At 40.3% G+C, this 16,526-nt stretch carries 19 protein-coding genes and 1 tRNA gene; 15 read left to right on the top strand and 5 right to left on the bottom strand.

The features are described from left to right. The first annotated feature begins 6 nt into the window (after positions 1–6). The gene (locus tag PPBDW_RS11875; protein WP_036795709.1) at positions 7–1,173 is read left to right on the top strand and encodes a nucleotide sugar dehydrogenase; all 1,167 of its coding nucleotides are present in this window, start codon (positions 7–9) and stop codon (positions 1,171–1,173) included. Positions 1,174–1,316: 143 nt separating this feature from the next. Beyond that, positions 1,317–2,396 (top strand): UDP-N-acetylglucosamine--undecaprenyl-phosphate N-acetylglucosaminephosphotransferase, encoded by a 1,080-nt coding sequence (gene wecA, locus PPBDW_RS11870; protein WP_036795708.1) that lies wholly within the window; start codon positions 1,317–1,319, stop codon positions 2,394–2,396. 67 nt (positions 2,397–2,463) lie between these two features. On the opposite strand, the gene PPBDW_RS11865 is transcribed toward wecA, so the two are convergent. Next, positions 2,464–2,540, bottom strand: a tRNA-Arg gene (locus PPBDW_RS11865). 46 nt (positions 2,541–2,586) lie between these two features. Beyond that, positions 2,587–3,723, bottom strand: coding sequence for a flagellar assembly protein FlgT (locus PPBDW_RS11860; RefSeq protein ID WP_036796457.1), 1,137 nt, complete (start codon positions 3,721–3,723; stop codon positions 2,587–2,589). Between the two features lie 146 nt (positions 3,724–3,869). On the opposite strand from PPBDW_RS11860, the gene PPBDW_RS11855 reads away from it, so the two are divergent. Together PPBDW_RS11855 and PPBDW_RS11850 are read left to right on the top strand one after the other, a co-directional pair. Next, positions 3,870–4,505: a FlgO family outer membrane protein gene (locus PPBDW_RS11855; protein ID WP_036795707.1), complete on the top strand. Its 636-nt coding sequence runs from the start codon at positions 3,870–3,872 to the stop codon at positions 4,503–4,505. Between the two features lie 11 nt (positions 4,506–4,516). Then, entirely contained in the window at positions 4,517–4,963 is a 447-nt protein-coding gene (locus tag PPBDW_RS11850; protein WP_036795706.1) for an LPP20 family lipoprotein, read from the top strand. Here PPBDW_RS11850 and PPBDW_RS11845 read toward each other — a convergent pair. The 3 genes from PPBDW_RS11845 to flgA all read right to left on the bottom strand — a co-directional run bounded on the left by PPBDW_RS11845 (position 4,960) and on the right by flgA (position 6,545). Further along, complete coding sequence (locus tag PPBDW_RS11845; protein ID WP_036795705.1) at positions 4,960–5,388, bottom strand: flagella synthesis protein FlgN; 429 nt, start codon at positions 5,386–5,388, stop codon at positions 4,960–4,962. The two genes, PPBDW_RS11850 and PPBDW_RS11845, sit on opposite strands and share 4 nt — an antisense overlap. A 39-nt stretch (positions 5,389–5,427) precedes the next feature. Beyond that, the gene (gene flgM / locus PPBDW_RS11840; RefSeq protein ID WP_036795704.1) at positions 5,428–5,733 is read right to left on the bottom strand and encodes a flagellar biosynthesis anti-sigma factor FlgM; all 306 of its coding nucleotides are present in this window, start codon (positions 5,731–5,733) and stop codon (positions 5,428–5,430) included. A 137-nt stretch (positions 5,734–5,870) separates the two neighbouring features. Then, positions 5,871–6,545, bottom strand: coding sequence for a flagellar basal body P-ring formation chaperone FlgA (flgA, locus tag PPBDW_RS11835; protein ID WP_036795703.1), 675 nt, complete (start codon positions 6,543–6,545; stop codon positions 5,871–5,873). Positions 6,546–6,697: 152 nt separating this feature from the next. On the opposite strand from flgA, the gene PPBDW_RS11830 reads away from it, so the two are divergent. The 11 genes from PPBDW_RS11830 to flgJ all read left to right on the top strand — a co-directional run bounded on the left by PPBDW_RS11830 (position 6,698) and on the right by flgJ (position 16,464). Beyond that, the gene (locus tag PPBDW_RS11830) at positions 6,698–7,639 is read left to right on the top strand and encodes a chemotaxis protein (RefSeq protein ID WP_036795702.1); all 942 of its coding nucleotides are present in this window, start codon (positions 6,698–6,700) and stop codon (positions 7,637–7,639) included. A 52-nt stretch (positions 7,640–7,691) separates the two neighbouring features. Then, complete coding sequence (locus PPBDW_RS11825) at positions 7,692–8,519, top strand: CheR family methyltransferase (RefSeq protein WP_036795700.1); 828 nt, start codon at positions 7,692–7,694, stop codon at positions 8,517–8,519. Positions 8,520–8,786: 267 nt separating this feature from the next. After that, positions 8,787–9,182: a flagellar basal body rod protein FlgB gene (flgB, locus tag PPBDW_RS11820; RefSeq protein WP_036795698.1), complete on the top strand. Its 396-nt coding sequence runs from the start codon at positions 8,787–8,789 to the stop codon at positions 9,180–9,182. Positions 9,183–9,185: 3 nt separating this feature from the next. Beyond that, positions 9,186–9,602: a flagellar basal body rod protein FlgC gene (flgC, locus tag PPBDW_RS11815; protein WP_036795696.1), complete on the top strand. Its 417-nt coding sequence runs from the start codon at positions 9,186–9,188 to the stop codon at positions 9,600–9,602. Between the two features lie 16 nt (positions 9,603–9,618). After that, the gene (locus tag PPBDW_RS11810) at positions 9,619–10,365 is read left to right on the top strand and encodes a flagellar hook assembly protein FlgD (protein WP_036795694.1); all 747 of its coding nucleotides are present in this window, start codon (positions 9,619–9,621) and stop codon (positions 10,363–10,365) included. Positions 10,366–10,373: 8 nt separating this feature from the next. Continuing rightward, positions 10,374–11,726, top strand: a complete 1,353-nt coding sequence (gene flgE / locus PPBDW_RS11805) for a flagellar hook protein FlgE (RefSeq protein WP_036795692.1) — start codon at positions 10,374–10,376, stop codon at positions 11,724–11,726. A gap of 148 nt (positions 11,727–11,874) precedes the next feature. Beyond that, positions 11,875–12,624 carry a flagellar basal-body rod protein FlgF gene (flgF, locus tag PPBDW_RS11800; RefSeq protein ID WP_036795691.1) on the top strand — a complete coding sequence of 250 codons (750 nt, stop codon included), beginning with the start codon at positions 11,875–11,877 and terminating at the stop codon, positions 12,622–12,624. A gap of 19 nt (positions 12,625–12,643) precedes the next feature. After that, positions 12,644–13,432, top strand: coding sequence for a flagellar basal-body rod protein FlgG (gene flgG, locus PPBDW_RS11795; protein WP_036795690.1), 789 nt, complete (start codon positions 12,644–12,646; stop codon positions 13,430–13,432). Between the two features lie 91 nt (positions 13,433–13,523). Further along, positions 13,524–14,246, top strand: a complete 723-nt coding sequence (locus PPBDW_RS11790) for a flagellar basal body L-ring protein FlgH (protein ID WP_045044573.1) — start codon at positions 13,524–13,526, stop codon at positions 14,244–14,246. Between the two features lie 49 nt (positions 14,247–14,295). Continuing rightward, a complete protein-coding gene (locus tag PPBDW_RS11785) occupies positions 14,296–15,387 on the top strand; it encodes a flagellar basal body P-ring protein FlgI (RefSeq protein WP_036795688.1) in 1,092 nt (363 codons plus the stop codon). A gap of 96 nt (positions 15,388–15,483) precedes the next feature. Next, a complete protein-coding gene (flgJ, locus tag PPBDW_RS11780; RefSeq protein WP_036795687.1) occupies positions 15,484–16,464 on the top strand; it encodes a flagellar assembly peptidoglycan hydrolase FlgJ in 981 nt (326 codons plus the stop codon). Positions 16,465–16,526 lie beyond the last annotated feature (62 nt).

The raw sequence follows: 16,526 nt of genomic DNA, 5'->3' as shown, positions 1-16,526 counted from the left end.
GATTTGATGAAAATTACTATTGCAGGTACAGGCTATGTAGGTCTGTCAAATGCCATGTTATTGGCACAAAACAACGATGTTATTGCAGTTGATATTATCGAAGAAAAAGTAAATCTTCTTAATAATAAAAAATCACCGATTGTTGACCGCGAAATTGAATATTTTCTAGAAAACAAAGAACTTAACTTTGTTGCAACACTTGATAAGCAAATGGCTTACAAGGATGCTGAATATGTTATCATCGCAACGCCAACAGATTACGATAGCGTTAATAACTATTTCAATACTTCTTCTGTAGAAGCTGTGATTCAAGATGTGTTAGCGATTAATCCTGATGCTGTAATGATCATTAAATCAACAGTGCCAGTAGGTTACACTAAAGAAGTTAAAGAAAAGTTTGGTTGTGATAATATTATTTTCTCGCCTGAGTTCTTACGTGAAGGCCGTGCACTATACGATAACTTATATCCATCACGCATCATTGTTGGTGAGCAAAGTGAACGCGCAATGGTCTTTGCTAAGTTATTACAGCAAGGTGCTATTAAAGAAGATATAGAAGTACTGTTTACTGACTCCACAGAAGCAGAAGCCGTGAAGCTATTCTCAAATACTTATTTAGCGATGCGCGTGGCTTACTTTAATGAGCTAGATACTTATGCTGAAACTAATAACTTGAATGCGCGCCAAATTATTGAAGGTGTTGGTTTAGACCCTCGAATTGGTAATCACTACAATAATCCATCATTTGGTTACGGCGGCTATTGTTTACCGAAAGATACTAAGCAGTTACGCGCTAACTATAAAAATGTACCTAACAGTATTATTGGTGCGATTGTTGATGCTAATACAACCCGCAAAGATTTTATCGCTGATTCTATTATTAGCCGTAATCCAAAGCGTGTCGGTATATATCGTCTTATTATGAAGTCTGGATCTGATAATTTCCGCGCTTCAAGTATTCAAGGTATTATGAAGCGTATTAAAGCTAAAGGTATTGAGGTTGTTATTTATGAGCCAGTACTTGCAGACGCTGAGTTCTTCCACTCTAAAGTCATTAAAGATTTAAATCACTTTAAACAAGAGTGTGATGTTATTGTTTCTAATCGTATGGCTGAAGAATTGAGTGATGTAGCTGACAAGGTTTATACTCGCGATTTATTCCAAGAAGATTAAATATAATAACAATCAATGGATTTATATCTTGGTATTAATTTAATTGATTAATGATCGCAAATAAATGAAACAGTAGGGAATTAATTGTTCGCTATTGTTTCTTTTTATTTGCGGAATGTATACGATTTAAAAAAGTGTTTGTTATGTTTACTGGATATTGTTTTATATTTATCTCATCATTGATATTTTTATTTGTGATGAGAGTTATAGCAAAAGTTGTTGGTTTAGTGGATAAGCCTAATGATCGAAAACATCACAAAGGAGCAATTCCTTTAGTTGGTGGTATTTCTATTTTTGCTGCTATATCAGTTACCTTTTTATCATTTCTACCCCATACCCGCGATTTATATTTATATTTAAGCTGTGCTTTAGTGCTGATTATTCTTGGAGCATTTGATGATCGTTTAGATATAAGTTTTAAAATACGCTTAATTGTTCAAGCCGCTATTTCTATCGCCATGATTGTGATTGGCGGACATAGCTTACATAATCTTGGCTTTTTAATGGGCAGTGAAACGATTCATTTGTCGGTCTTCACTAGTTATATTATTACTGTTATTGGTGTTATTGGTGCAATTAATGCATTTAATATGGTTGATGGTATTGATGGATTATTAGGTGGGTTAGCTGCGGTTACTATTGGCTCGATGGGCGTTGTTTTCTACTTATCTGGTAATACTTACTTAAGTACAGTTTGTGGTTTGATTGTGGTAGCGATTATTCCTTATATCATGCTTAATCTTGGCATTCCATTTGGCTCTAAAGCAAAAGTCTTTATGGGTGATGCTGGTAGTATGTTTATCGGTTTTACTGTTGTATGGTTATTGATTAAAGCAACTCAAGATCCTGCGTCATATGCTTTTAAGCCTGTAACTGCATTATGGCTTATTGCGATTCCATTAATGGATATGGCTACAATTATGATTCGTCGTGTTCGTAAAGGCCAGTCACCATTCAAGCCGGATCGTGAGCATCTACATCATATTTTTCAACGTCTTGGATTATCATCGCGTCAGACATTATTAACTATTTGTTCTATGGCATTAGTGTGTTCTGTGATTGGTCTATGGAGTGATTATATTGGTATTGCAGAATCAACAATGTTCGTTGCTTTCTTAGTGATGTTTGTGTGTTACTTTACTGCAATTAGTCATATTTTTCGTATTGTGACTTTTGTTCGTAACATACTGGGTATCAAAACGCATAAATCAAGATCTCGTTAATTCGTCAATACTATCCCAGAAACGACAAAGGCTTAGTAATCGATGATTACTAAGCCTTTGTTTAATATGGCGCTCCCTGCTGGAGTCGAACCAGCGGCCTTCCCCTTAGGAGGGGGACGCTCTATCCATCTGAGCTAAGGGAGCATTCGCACAGTATACGCGAAAATTAGCAGAGTTTAAGAAAATAGTATCATTGATTCAACTGCTTGGTTAGTAAATCACCAGGTTGGATGCTTGAAGCCAGTTGTGGTTGGTTAACGCGAAGTTCTGCCGACTTTTCATAGACGCGATCAACGGTTAGGGTAATTGCAGTTTCAACCATGCGATTACGCGGAATCCCCTTTTGATCGATAAACCCTGCACTATGCCATAATTTAAGTTGATCACCATTACGTACGCCATGTACTCGGCCAACATTGATTTGAGCCACACCCTGATGAATATTAATGATTTCAGGTAAGCTAGCACGACATGAAAGTGCACTTTCAATATCGAGCATCATATTTTGAGTAATGCGTTGAATACTTTGGCCATAGGGTGAGACCCAAAAACGTGCGCTTTTAGTATCAACATGACTCGTGCGAGCAAAAGGCCATAAGCCAATATCACGGTAGCTATTTTGATAGATCATTTCACCCGTTTTGCCATCCATAATATCTAAGCTAACAGCAAACTGACGGTTAATGGTGTCAGCTTGTAATAAGTGATCATCAACGGTGGCTGAAATATCAGTGATCTCGCCACTGACTAAATATTGTGCGTCATTATCTTCAGCTAGCATCATCATGGCATCGGCATGGTTGGCACTAAAAGGGACTTGAGTAACTCCCGTAACTAAAAAACTTTGTGAACGTCGCTGAATGTTTTTTTGTAATACTGTTGAAAAATCTTCACCTAATCGATAAATACTCCCCATTGCCGCCTGTTGCGGCTCTGCTAGTGAAAATCTCCCCAGTAATAATCCTTTCTTATATTGTACCTTGTGGCAACTTTTTGCCGAAGGGTAAATATCTATTCTGGCTGTGACATACATTTTGCCGCCAGCATCTTTTTGTTCTAGCACACTGATATGCCGAATCTCATTGCCACTAAAGCGGTATTGTTGCCGATCTTCTTGTAAATAAGTTTTGAGCTGCGGTAGGCTCGCAATCTCACCGCCAGTAAATGTCATCGCTTGAAATACAGCATTCTCTAACGCATTCACTCGCGCTGTGGCTTTACTTTCAAGAATGGTTGCTTCGCCTGTCACTTGTACCCATTGCGCGTTACTGGAGTTTGAGATCAGTAGGCACAATGCGCTCAAACAGATTAATATTTTTTTATTCATAAAAGACCAGTTTAGGTATGTTTTTTGCTTTAATCGAGACATAGCCGTAAATGAATGCAAAGAGTGTTCCCAATTGGTGTTTATCATTAAAGAAATTGTGTTCGTGAACGATATATTCTTTATCACGCGTATCGAGAGTGGCAAAAATGAACAATATTATACTGGTGGTGTGTGCGCTGTTATTAACAGCCTGTGCAGCACCCCAAGTTTATAACGGTAAAGAGCAATTTTCCTCAGCAGGGTATTCATTAACAACAACGCCACGCCATACGGTTGATTACTTTGTTGAAGGCCTTACTAATCAGTTGATTGAATCCAATCAATATTTAACTGCAAGTACTCCTTTAGCGGTGACTTCATTTGTTGATTTGCAGGATATGGGGGCAACTAATTGGCTCGGAAATGTAGTCAGTGAAAACTTTATGTTTCAAATGCAGCAGCGCGGTTTTACGGTGGTTGATTATAAGTCAACAGGCGTAATTAAAGTCACTCGTAATGGTGATTTTAGTATTAGTCGAAATTGGCAAGAGCTATCTGCGCAACAGCCTGTTGATTATGTACTTACTGGTACCATGTTACGTCAAAGTGGGGGGGTGTTGGTGAATGCGCGTATTATTGGTATGCGATCGCATGTAGTGATTGCCACCGCGCAAGGCTTTTTACCTGCTGAGCGTATTGGGCGTGATTTAGACTTCATGAATAAGATTCAACTTCGTAATGGCGTGATTATGCGTACTGAACTACAACAGCCGACTACTAATAATGTGGTACTGCGACCTTAAGGATAAGCTCAATGACTCAATGGCTAATAGTAATGTTATTAGTAGTAATATCAGGATGTTCAACTTCAAACGGTGGGCTTAATCCTGATTTAACCCATAGTAATGAAATCGTGTCTGCGGTTGGTTATGCATCAATAAGTGAACAAAGTGGTCGTACTCAAGAAGAAAAAAGTTTACGAGCTATGCGAGCATCTAAGCTAGATGCTTATCGTGAGCTTTCTGAGCAAATTTATGGCCTTCGAATATCTGCCACGACGTCATTATCGAACCAACAATTAGGGCCTGAAAATACCGATGGCGCGGTTGATGGTATTATTCGAGGCGCGAAAGTGATCCGCAGTTACCCTGTTGGTGATAGTTATGTGACGGAAATGGAATTGAATCTAGGTTTAATGGAGCGCATGAAACAACACGGTGAAGTGTTTCATGTGCCTAATAATCAGCAAGTGATGTTTTAGGCTTTAAGGTTGGTGCCTAATGAGCGCACATTTTGCGCCTTACCATCACAATTGTAGGTCATTTGATGGCGACCACGACTTTGTTGAAAGAGGTTATTGAGTTTATGAAAACTTAATTGTGCCCGTTGTAATACTTCGCCATTGATGTCATTACGCTGTTTACATAACGTAACCAGTTGCTGAATTTGTTCAACTTGTTGGCTTAGTTGGACATCATCATGCAATTGTTGCCGTTGCGGATGATTGGCAATTAAATAATCATGCTGTTGAACACTATTAATGATCGCAAGCTTTTCTTTAGCAAATTGTTCTATTTCTAATGCTCGTCGATGAGCGATGGCTATTTTTTCTTGGTTGAGTAATTCAGCAAGTGATACCAAAGCTGCATGTTGAAGCTCAAGCAATTGCTCAATAGTGTATTTCATAACCAAGATCCTTACAGTGAATGCGTAATAACATTAGTCTTAAAGACCATTAAGTTCATCTTCAAATTTAATCATGTTATTAGCAAGTTTATCGGCATCAATAGTATAGCTGCCATTGGCGATTGCTTGTTTAATTTCAGCCACTTTTGTGGAGTCAAAGCTGGTTTCAGCGGCTAATTGTTGATGGATTTGACCAACAGCTTTACCTTGAGAGCTTAATGATACCGCATCGTGCTGTGGTTCTACCGTTGTTGTTGGCGTATTCACTGTCGCTGTTTTGGTATGATTAACAGTACGAGTTGTGTTTAGTGGTTGCCCACCGCGTAAATGATCAATACTTGTCATAATGTTGTACCTGTCGATGTCAATGGTTATAGTCAGTTATCGACGTATAGACTACAAACTTTAGCTTTTTTTATTCACTAGCGCCAAAATATTATCGCTTATTGTATTGAGCTTGATAAGCATATTTTGTGGGTGAATTAATATTTTACTGACACTTCACCTACAGCAGTAATTACGCCATCGATAATACGTTTTGATTTACTGTTCTGGACTCGAATCTCGTCACCTATCGCCCCATCAGATAATGCCTTCCCTGTTGTTACTATCGCTAATCCAGCTTGGCCAGCTCTAATTAATACGCTGTCATTACGGCATACTAAACAGATATCATTGGCTTGAATAACATCACCTGCTTTAACGGTTCGTTTTACTTTTGAGCCGATAATTTGTTGTGGATCATTAAAGCTGACACCGCGTTGAAAACGGCTTTCTACCATCGCAACTTTTAAATTGGCAGCACTAAGTAGTACGCCACGGCCTAAATGAGTAGTGGCAATCACTTGCGGCAATGTTTGTTGGACACTGACGGGTACATATAACTGCCAATTTTCACTCTCACAGCGAACTAATACCGTAACATTGCCTGATAAGGTTTGTTTACCTGGAATAGATGCCAGTAGTGGACTGGTGCAGGGAGAAAACTTTAATCGTGTATCGAGTTTGGCTGCGGTGACGTTAATGCTGCCAAACTCGGGTTGAATTAGGGTGTGTTTTATGTGATCTGCTGCTGTTTTTTGAATAAGACTTTGCTGTGATTGTGGGCTTGCATGAATATTTACACTAAAGCTCAGCAATAGACTGCCGATAATCATGCAAACTAGATTTAAATATCGATGAGTGATCACGGCGTTATATTCTCTATCGGTGTTAGAAAGTCGGTCGTTAAGTGGTATATCATAAGTAATTATTCATAACATTGCATGTATTGGTCAGGTTAATATTCTCAGATAGGGAGCTATTTCACATGTCAGGCATTCTAGATTCCGTCAATCAACGTACCCAGTTGGTAGGACAAAATCGATTAGAGTTACTTACTTTTCGACTTAATCGGCGACAGCGATACGGGATTAATGTATTTAAAGTCAAAGAAGTTTTACAGTGTCCTAAGTTGACCTCGATGCCGAATTTACACCCCTTTGTAAAAGGGGTTGCGTATATTCGTGGACAGACTATTTCAGTCATCGATATTAGTCTCGCAACGGGTGGACGACCAGTCGAGGATGTCAGTAATTGCTTTATTATTATTTCTGAATTTAACCGCTCAGTGCAAGGGTTTCTCGTCTCAGCGGTTGAGCGCATTGTTAATATTAACTGGGAAGCAATTTTGCCACCGCCACAAGGCGCTGGACGAAGTAATTATCTCACTGCAGTAACCGAAATTGATAATGAGCTGGTGGAAATACTTGATGTTGAAAAAATTCTTGATCAAATTTCACCTGTTGATACCCGTTTATCAAGTGATTTACTTGATGAAATTAGCTTGATCACGCCTACCGTAAAAACAGTTTTAGTTGCTGATGATTCGATGGTGGCACGTAAGCAAGTTCAGCGTGCGATTGAGTCTATAGGTTGTGATTGTATTTGCGTTAAAGATGGTAAAGAAGCACTGCAAACGTTACAAAATATGGCGAAAAAGGGCAGTATTTATGACCAATTAGCGTTGGTTATCTCTGATATTGAGATGCCAGAAATGGATGGTTATACCTTAACTGCTGCTATTCGTGGCGATCAAGCATTGAAAGATCTGCATGTTATTCTGCATACCTCTCTGAGTGGCGTCTTTAATCAAGCAATGATTGAGCGTGTTGGTGCTAATGCCTTTATCCCTAAATTTAATCCTGATGAACTAGGACGAGCGGTCAAAAATGCCATGACACCCATTGCGACAGTGAACATAAACGCTTAACCATAAATATACTCGATGTGTAGTAATAGTCTAAAAATAAAAAGAGCAATTAATGACAACATTAACGGTAAATGATCAGGATTATTATGACTTTTGTCATTTTCTTGAAGCACAATGTGGCATTGTTTTAGGGGACAGTAAGCAATATTTAGTGCGTAGCCGTTTAAGCCCGTTAGTTAAACGTTTTGGGTTGTCGTCTTTGTCTGATTTATTGCAAGTGACGCTAAAAGGGCGTAACCGTGAGTTACGGGTTGCAGTGATCGATGCGATGACAACTAATGAAACATTATGGTTCCGTGATAGTTATCCTTGCGCTGTCTTAGCCGATAGGGTGCTACCTGAATTAGCGGCCAATAGACGGCCATTAAAAATATGGTCTGCGGCGAGCTCATCTGGGCAAGAACCGTATTCTATTGCGATGACTATTTTAGAGCAGCAGCTGAAGCGGCCGGGGTTATTACCGAACATTCAGATCACCGCGACAGATATTTCACAAACGATGCTCGATATGTGCCGTGAAGGAGTGTATGACCAGCTTGCGTTAAGCCGTGGGTTATCTCCCGAGCGTCGACGAATATTTTTTGAGTCGCATCTCAGTGGTGGTATGCAAGTGAATCAGCGGGTGAAGCAGCTGGTTAAATTTCGCCCACAAAATTTAAAAGATAGTTACGTTTTATTGGGTAAATTTGACGTGATATTTTGCCGTAATGTATTGATTTACTTTTCAGCTGAAACCAAAATTAAAGTGCTTAATCAATTAGCTGCTAGTTTAAATCCTGGTGGTTATTTATTTCTAGGTGCATCAGAATCATTAACAGGGCTTTGTGACCGCTTTGAGATGGTGCGTTGTAATCCTGGTATTATTTATAAATTAAAATAATATTATCAATAGCAAGTGCAGGTAATTTAGGTGCGAGGTTTTGAGGCTCGAGTTTTCGAGGTTTAAAACCCGAACTGGAGAGGCTGACACAACATTGTCAACTATCAAGCTCATATTCTCGCCACTTGCTCTTCCTTGTAACTAGTAAACTAACTCTTGCTTTCTCTGCTTTCTCTACATTTTCCTCTTCCCCTTTTCCATGTTGGCATTGTCCTTGCTTTATTACTGTTGTCATTGTGACTGTGAATAACACCGTAGAGGCAAAGCATGTCGATTTCTTTTGATAAAGCATTAGGTATTCATCAACATACTGTTGGCGTTCGCGCAACACGCGCTGAAACCTTGGCTAGCAACTTAGCGAATGTCAATACTCCTGGCTTTAAGGCAAAAGATGTCGACTTTAGCCGCGTTCTTCAATCGGCAACCGCAGGGGCAAACGTTGGCCTTAATCGTACTAATGGGCGGCATATTGCTGCCTCATCTGCCGCTAGTGGTGAGCAGCTTTATCGCGTACCAACCCAGCCTGATACTGGTGATGGCAATACAGTTGATGCTCAATTAGAACAAAACTTATTTATGCAAAACAGTATTGAATACCAAGCATCGTTGGATTTTTTAGGTTCTAAATTTAAGAACTTAACCAAGGCATTGAAAGGGGAATAATGGATGAGTTTATTTAATATCTTTAATGTTACAGGCTCTGCCATGAGTGCAGAATCGGTGCGACTTAATACCACCTCAAGTAATCTTGCTAATGCCAACAGTGTCAGTAGTTCTGCGCAAGAAACCTATAAAGCCCGTCATCCTATTTTTGCCGCTGCGCTTGATAGTGCTTCTTATCAAGGTGGTGCCAGTGTGCCAGTGCAACTGCAAGGTATTGTTGAAAGTAATGAACCATTAAGTGCGGAATATAATCCTGAGCACCCATTAGCGAATAGTGCTGGTTATATTTACAAATCTAACGTCAATGTGATGGAAGAAATGGCAAATATGATTTCTGCGTCACGCTCTTACCAAAATAATGTTCAAGTGGCAGATGCAAGTAAGCAAATGTTGATGAAAACGTTGCAGATGGGCAAATAAGTTAGGAGTTCGCTTTATGACAACAATTAATGGCACTGGGCAATCTCTTTCTTATCTTGACCAGCTAAAAGGCATGCAAGACAAAAAAGTCGCGCAAGAGCAGCCAACCACGGGGACGAATCAACTAAAACAAGATGATTTTTTATCTTTGCTAACCAAACAATTAGCCCAGCAAGATCCGTTTAAACCCGTGGGTAACGATCAGATGATCGCTCAAATGGCCTCTTTTGCTACCGTTGACGGTATTAATAAAATGAATGAGCAATTTGGCTCACTCAATAGTGCAATGACATCAAATCAAGCCTTACAAGCCTCATCCTTGGTTGGGCAGGATGTGTTGATTCCTAATGTATCTGCATTGAAAAGCCATGATGGTGAGATGGCTGGCATGGTGCGAATGCAGCAAGGGGTTGATAACGCGATTTTACGCGTTGAAAATGAACAAGGGGTATTAGTGAAAACGGTCACTTTAGGTGCTAAGTCAGCGGGAGAACACCCGTTTGTTTGGGACGGTAAAGATGATGCTGGCAACCTGATGCCACAAGGTAAATATAATTTTTCAGTGTCTGGTGCTGTCGGCGGTGAAAGTCAGCAATTTGAAGTGTTAACGCATGCCAATGTTAATAGTGTATTGCTTGGTAATGGGGACGGTAAGGTGATGTTAAACCTTGCTGGGGTGACAAAACCAGTCAACTTAGCAGATGTATTACAAATTGGTAAAAGTGCACAATCTGCGACACCACTTAGTACACAACAAGGATAATTGAATTTATGAGTATGAATATTGCTTTAAGTGGCTTGGGTGCTGCGCAAAAAGATTTAAACACCACCAGTAATAACATTGCCAATGCCAATACATTTGGCTTTAAAGAGTCTCGAGCTGAGTTTGGTGATGTGTACTCTAATTCAATTTTTTCAAATGCAAAAACCACCACTGGTGGCGGTGTACAAACATCGACAGTTGCACAACAGTTTCATGAAGGCTCAAGCATTTATACCAATAACCCATTAGATTTACGGGTTTCTGGTTCGGGTTTTTTTGCCGTTGCAGATAATAAAAATGAAGCAGCAAATAGCAATTTAACCCGTAATGGTGCATTTCAATTAAACAATGAAAATGAATTAGTTAACTCTGAAGGTAAGTTCTTATTAGGTTATCCCGTTAATAAAGATACCAATACTGTCGCTTCTTATGAAGCAAAGGCACTGAAAATTGATGATATTTTTGGGCAACCAACAGCATCTAAAAATATTACAGTATCGGTTAACTTACCCAATAAAGAGACGGTACCGAAAACTCAGCCGTTTGACTTTAATAATGCTGATTCATTTAGTCGTTCAACATCCTCGACTATTTATGACTCATTGGGTAAACCCTATAAAATGACCACTTACTATGTGGCAAAGTACGATCCTAATGCTGTTGCTCCTGCTGTAACTAATGCGAATACGTGGGACGTTTTTCAAACAGTTACGGATAATAATGGCACTGAAAAAGCATTAGATGCACAAGTGCCGGGAGTTGCGCCTAATCCAAATTCAGCTGCTGGTAGCAATGGACACATGGGTTACGTCTTGAAGTTTGATGCCAATGGACAACCATTACAAACAACACCATTAAATATTCAAATGGAAACTTTTGCTAATGCTGGGATTGAGGTTGGTGGCGCCGATGCAACGCAAGCTATAGCCATGAATTACGATGATTTGACTCAATACGCATCAGCGTTTGAAGTGCGTAAATTTCAAGATGTTGATGGCGCATCTACTGGGTACTTATCAAAAGTTGATATCGATCCTGATGGTAATATCTTGGCATCGTATTCTAATGGTAAAGATTTGGTTGTGGGTCGAATTGCGATGGCACGAGTTGCCAATGAGCAAGGGCTAACTCAGCTTGGTGGTTCGCTATGGAACTCGACTCAAGAGTCAGGTGAAGTTATTTGGGGCGATGCTTCTCAAGGGTCATTTGGCGCTATTAAAAGTGGTACTTTAGAGCAATCAAACATTGATATGACCCAAGAGCTAGTGGATCTGATTAGTGCGCAGCGTAACTTCCAAGCGAGCTCGCGGGCATTGGATGTTAATAACCAGCTTCAACAAAATATTCTTCAAATCCGTTAAATTAGTATTGTGATCTTCTAACGCCACCTATGCTGGTGGCGTTTTTTTCCTTCTTAAGTTCTCATTTCTTACTCGTCATTATTCTCTCCTCACATCTTGGCGTAATTTTTGCTTTAAAACAGCTAACGAACAGAGGAGTGTCAAAAAAATGGATCGGGCGCTGTTTCTCGCCATGAGCGGGGCAAAACAAGATATGCAAGGTATGCGAGTTCATGCCAATAACCTTGCCAATGTCAGTACCACTGGTTTTCGTGCTGATTTACAGCAAGCACGCAGTATGCAGGTATTTGGTGAAGGTGTTCCGAGTCGTGTGTTTACTATGGCTGAACGTACCGGTAATGATTTTGCTCAAGGCTCAGTGATCAATACTGGTCGTGAGCTTGATGTTGCCGTTCAAGGTGATGGTTGGCTAACCGTTCAAGATGCAAGTGGTCAAGAAGGCTATACCCGTGCCGGTCATCTTAAAGTTGATCAAATGGGAATGCTTCAAAATACCAATGGTCAGCTAGTCCTTGGGCAAAGCGACAGTCCTATTTTTATTCCTCTGCCAATCAATAAAATTGAAATCAGTAAAGATGGTACGGTGTCGGTATTACCTAAAGGCGCACCGCCAGATGCAATGGTAACGATTGATCGTATCAAGCTAGTTAAACCTGACAATCGGAGCTTATTTAAAGATACCGATGGTTTATTTAAAGTGATTGGTGATCGACAACCGTTGGATGCTGATGCCAGTGTCAGCTTAGCCAAAGGTATGCTTGAAGGCAGTAATGTTAATGCCGTGGCTGAAATGACCAGCATGATCGATTTACAACGGCATTTTGAAATGCAAGTGAAGTTAATGAAAACAGCGGAAGAAATGGATAAATCCTCCTCTTCACTGATGCGTATCAGCTAATTACTAAAGGACAAGTATCATGCATCCAGCATTGTGGGTCAGCAAAACGGGTTTAGATGCCCAACAAACTAATATCTCAACAATTTCTAATAACTTAGCTAACGCCTCGACCATTGGTTTTAAGAAAAGTCGTGCTGTTTTCGAAGATTTGTTCTACCAAAACATTAATCAGCCGGGGGGGAAATCAACCCAAGATACCACCTTGCCGAGTGGGTTAATGTTGGGAGCTGGTGCCAAAGTGGTTGCTACCCAAAAAGTATTTACTCAAGGTAATACTCAAACGACTAACAACGCCATGGACATGATGATTGAAGGCGACGGTTTTTTTCAAGTGTTACTGCCCGATGGCAATATTGGATATACCCGTAACGGTCAGTTTACTATTAATGATCAAGGTATCTTAGTGACTAGTGGCAGTGGTTATCCGGTTCAGCCTGAAATTGTCGTGCCTGATAATGCGGTGGGTATTACTGTTGGTACTGATGGTGAAGTCTCCGCGCGTATTCGCGATCAACAAGAAAATGAAGCGCTCGGCCAGTTAACGACAGTTGATTTTATTAACCCAGCAGGTATGGAACCGATTGGACAGAACTTGTACTTACCAACGGGTGCTAGTGGTGATCCTCAAGAGGGTACGCCTGGCTTAGAAGGTTTTGGTTCTATTCGTCAATCAATGCTTGAAACTTCAAATGTTAATGTGACCGAAGAGCTAGTAAATATGATTGAAGCACAGCGAGTATATGAAATGAACTCGAAAGTGATTTCAACCGTTGACCAAATGCTGAGTTATGTTAATCAGCAGTTATAAGTTTATTTACTAGGGAATCGCTGTGAAAACACACCAAAATCGTTATTGTCGCTGGGGATTTATTGCGCTTATTTGTGGTTTAAGCGGTTGCATGTCAACGCCAGATACTGTTGGTAGTGATATTGAAAAAGCCACCACCAATGTTGATGCCGTTGAAGGTAAGCAAACTCAATCTAAAAGTTTAATTGACCGTTTGCGCTCGCGTGATGATGCCCAAATGAATGATCCTGCGTGGAATCCAGTTCGTCCTCAAGAAAAACCTGAACATTATGCAACTGCAACAGGATCGTTATTTAATCAAGCTCAAGCGCAAGATTTATATGATGATACTAAGCCGCGTGGTATTGGCGATATTGTGACGATCCTACTGGAAGAAAAAACGGCCGCTAAGAAAAGTGCTAGTTCTGATCTGGATAAAAAAACCGATCTTAATATGAAGCCGATTGATCTTGGTGGTAAGCCAGTCACTTTGCATGATTTCACGTTGTCTTATGCCATGGCGAATAATAATACTTTTGCTGGCTCTACCTCGGCAGATCAAAGTAACAGTATTAAAGGCTCTATTTCGGTAGAAGTTGTTGATGTGCTCAGTAATGGCAATTTAGTGATCCGTGGCGAGAAGTGGCTAATGCTCAATACTGGTGAAGAATATATTCGAGTCAGCGGCAATATTCGCCCTGATGATATCGATCAAGATAATACTATTGCTTCAACCCGTATTTCCAATGCTCGAATTCAATATTCAGGTACTGGCGATCGTCAAGATATTCAGCAGCAAAATTGGCTGTCGCGGTTTTTTAACGTTGCCTTTTAATATTGCCTTTTAACTTGATTTATAGCTTTAACCTGTATCGGAGAGTCGCTTGAAATTTTCGACAATATGTATTTTAGCATTGGCTTTATTTACCTCAACCGCTCAGGCGGCACGCATTAAAGATGTCGCGGCTGTTGCAGGCGTGCGTAGTAACCAATTGGTTGGTTATGGGTTGGTGGTTGGTTTACCAGGGACAGGGGAAACCACCCCGTTTACCGAACAAACCTTTAACGCCATGTTGCAAAATTTTGGGATTCAACTTCCAGTTGGCACTAAACCAAAAACGAAAAATGTTGCCGCAGTTGCTGTTAATGCAACTTTGCCAGCGTTTACTAAGCAAGGACAGACAATTGATATCACCGTATCTTCGATTGGTTCTGCGAAAAGTTTACGTGGCGGTACTTTATTACAAACATTTTTAAAAGGTCTTGACGGTAAAGTGTATGCCATTGCGCAAGGCAGTTTAGTCGTTGGTGGTTTTAGTGCAGAAGGCGCAGATGGTTCTAAAGTGGTCGGTAATACGCCGACTGTGGGTCGTATTAGTAATGGTGCGATGGTAGAACAAGAAGTCTCAAATCCATTTGGACGCGGTGATTATTTAACCTTTAATTTATACGAATCTGATTTTACTACTGCGCAACGAATGTCAGATGCGATTAACCAGTTTTTAGGCCCACAAATGGCATCAGCGGTAGATGCAACTTCGATTAGAGTACGTGCTCCGCGAGATGTGAGTCAGCGGGTGGCATTCTTATCAACGGTGGAAAATTTAGAGTTTGATCCAGCCGAAGGTTCAGCCAAAATCATTGTTAATTCACGTACTGGTACTATTGTTATCGGTCAGCATGTCAAATTACGGCCTGCTGCAATAACCCATGGTGGTATGACCGTTTCAATTAAAGAAAATGCCCAAGTTAGTCAGCCCAATGCGCTTGCTGGTGGTGAGACCGTGGTGGTACCTAATTCTCAAATTACGATTAATGAATCTGATGCTCGTATGTTTAAATTTGAGCCGGGAGTAACCTTGGATGAATTAGTGCGAGCAGTTAATCAAGTTGGTGCTGCGCCATCAGATTTAATGGCAATTTTACAGGCATTAAAACAAGCTGGTGCGATTGAAGGTCAGTTAATTATTATCTAAAGCGGCATCGTCATTCCCTGCACTGAGTACCTGTGAGGATGGTAGGGAATCATGCTTTTTAATGTGATCAACTAATTAATATTTGAGAAAATTGCAATGAAGCAAATAGAGCCAGGTTTTATTCATGATTTAAGTAATCTAGATCGCTTACGTGCAGGGATTAGTGAGGATAAACAAGGCTCTTTGCGTGAAGCGGCAACTCAGTTTGAATCTATTTTCACACAGATGTTATTTAAATCGATGCGTGAAGCCAATAGTGCGTTTGAATCTGATTTAATGAGCAGTAATAACAGTAAATTCTATCAGCAAATGCATGATGAACAAATATCATCCCAACTCAGTACTACTGGCAGTTTGGGGCTAGCGGATATGATAGTTAAACAACTTGGGGGCGAGCCACAAGATCTGAGTCAGCATCAGCCGACGACCGATTTATATCCGCAGCAGCCATCACAACCGTTTTCAATTAGGGCGATAAATGCCGATCCAGTCGCTTTACCAACAATAATGAAATCCCAATCATCAGCACCTTTATCAGCCCCACCATTACTCGACAAAGTCGCTCCTGTTGCCGCAGCTGAAACATTACCAACCAAGCAATTGCAGCCGACAAGTTTTGCCTCGGCAGAAGCATTCGTTAGTCATATGAAACCTTACGCCCAACAAGCAGCGCGAGCATTAGGTACTGATCCTGCATTATTGATTGCTCAAGCGGCATTAGAAACGGGCTGGGGAAAAAAAGTGATTAGCAATACCCTTGGTTCAAGCAATAATTTATTTAATATAAAAGCGGATCCACGTTGGCAAGGGCAAAAAGTTGCCACAAAAACATTGGAATTTCATGATGGGATTGCCGTTCAAGAGCAGGCCGCATTTCGTTCTTATGATTCTTATCAGCACAGTTTTGATGATTTTGTGAATTTTTTGCAGCACAATCCACGTTATTCAAAAGCACTGACTCATAGTAACCAGCCGCAGCAATTTATTCGTGAAATTCATCAAGCAGGTTATGCCACCGATCCTAATTACAGCAACAAAGTATTAGCGGTAATGAAAAAAGTGCGGAGCTTATTGTAATCAGGGTTTATTGTGATCAAAGAAGTACAACAATAGCAGAGTTAAAGCAGCAGTAAACAGCA

This window comes from Photobacterium kishitanii, assembly GCF_000613045.3.
Lineage (GTDB): Bacteria > Pseudomonadota > Gammaproteobacteria > Enterobacterales > Vibrionaceae > Photobacterium > Photobacterium kishitanii.
The sequence above is the reverse complement of the archived record's forward strand: the minus strand, read 5'-3'. Positions and strand labels throughout refer to the sequence as shown.

Bases quoted from the DNA above. Each gene is read 5' to 3' on its own strand.
- PPBDW_RS11875 (WP_036795709.1), top strand. From the start codon at position 7: ATGAAAATTACTATTGCAGGTACAGGCTATGTAGGTCTGTCAAATGCC.
- wecA (WP_036795708.1), top strand. From the start codon at position 1,317: ATGTTTACTGGATATTGTTTTATATTTATCTCATCATTGATATTTTTA.
- PPBDW_RS11860 (WP_036796457.1), bottom strand. From the start codon at position 3,723: ATGAATAAAAAAATATTAATCTGTTTGAGCGCATTGTGCCTACTGATC.
- PPBDW_RS11855 (WP_036795707.1), top strand. From the start codon at position 3,870: ATGAACAATATTATACTGGTGGTGTGTGCGCTGTTATTAACAGCCTGT.
- PPBDW_RS11850 (WP_036795706.1), top strand. From the start codon at position 4,517: ATGACTCAATGGCTAATAGTAATGTTATTAGTAGTAATATCAGGATGT.
- PPBDW_RS11845 (WP_036795705.1), bottom strand. From the start codon at position 5,388: ATGAAATACACTATTGAGCAATTGCTTGAGCTTCAACATGCAGCTTTG.
- flgM (WP_036795704.1), bottom strand. From the start codon at position 5,733: ATGACAAGTATTGATCATTTACGCGGTGGGCAACCACTAAACACAACT.
- flgA (WP_036795703.1), bottom strand. From the start codon at position 6,545: ATGATTATCGGCAGTCTATTGCTGAGCTTTAGTGTAAATATTCATGCA.
- PPBDW_RS11830 (WP_036795702.1), top strand. From the start codon at position 6,698: ATGTCAGGCATTCTAGATTCCGTCAATCAACGTACCCAGTTGGTAGGA.
- PPBDW_RS11825 (WP_036795700.1), top strand. From the start codon at position 7,692: ATGACAACATTAACGGTAAATGATCAGGATTATTATGACTTTTGTCAT.
- flgB (WP_036795698.1), top strand. From the start codon at position 8,787: ATGTCGATTTCTTTTGATAAAGCATTAGGTATTCATCAACATACTGTT.
- flgC (WP_036795696.1), top strand. From the start codon at position 9,186: ATGAGTTTATTTAATATCTTTAATGTTACAGGCTCTGCCATGAGTGCA.
- PPBDW_RS11810 (WP_036795694.1), top strand. From the start codon at position 9,619: ATGACAACAATTAATGGCACTGGGCAATCTCTTTCTTATCTTGACCAG.
- flgE (WP_036795692.1), top strand. From the start codon at position 10,374: ATGAGTATGAATATTGCTTTAAGTGGCTTGGGTGCTGCGCAAAAAGAT.
- flgF (WP_036795691.1), top strand. From the start codon at position 11,875: ATGGATCGGGCGCTGTTTCTCGCCATGAGCGGGGCAAAACAAGATATG.
- flgG (WP_036795690.1), top strand. From the start codon at position 12,644: ATGCATCCAGCATTGTGGGTCAGCAAAACGGGTTTAGATGCCCAACAA.
- PPBDW_RS11790 (WP_045044573.1), top strand. From the start codon at position 13,524: ATGTCAACGCCAGATACTGTTGGTAGTGATATTGAAAAAGCCACCACC.
- flgJ (WP_036795687.1), top strand. From the start codon at position 15,484: ATGAAGCAAATAGAGCCAGGTTTTATTCATGATTTAAGTAATCTAGAT.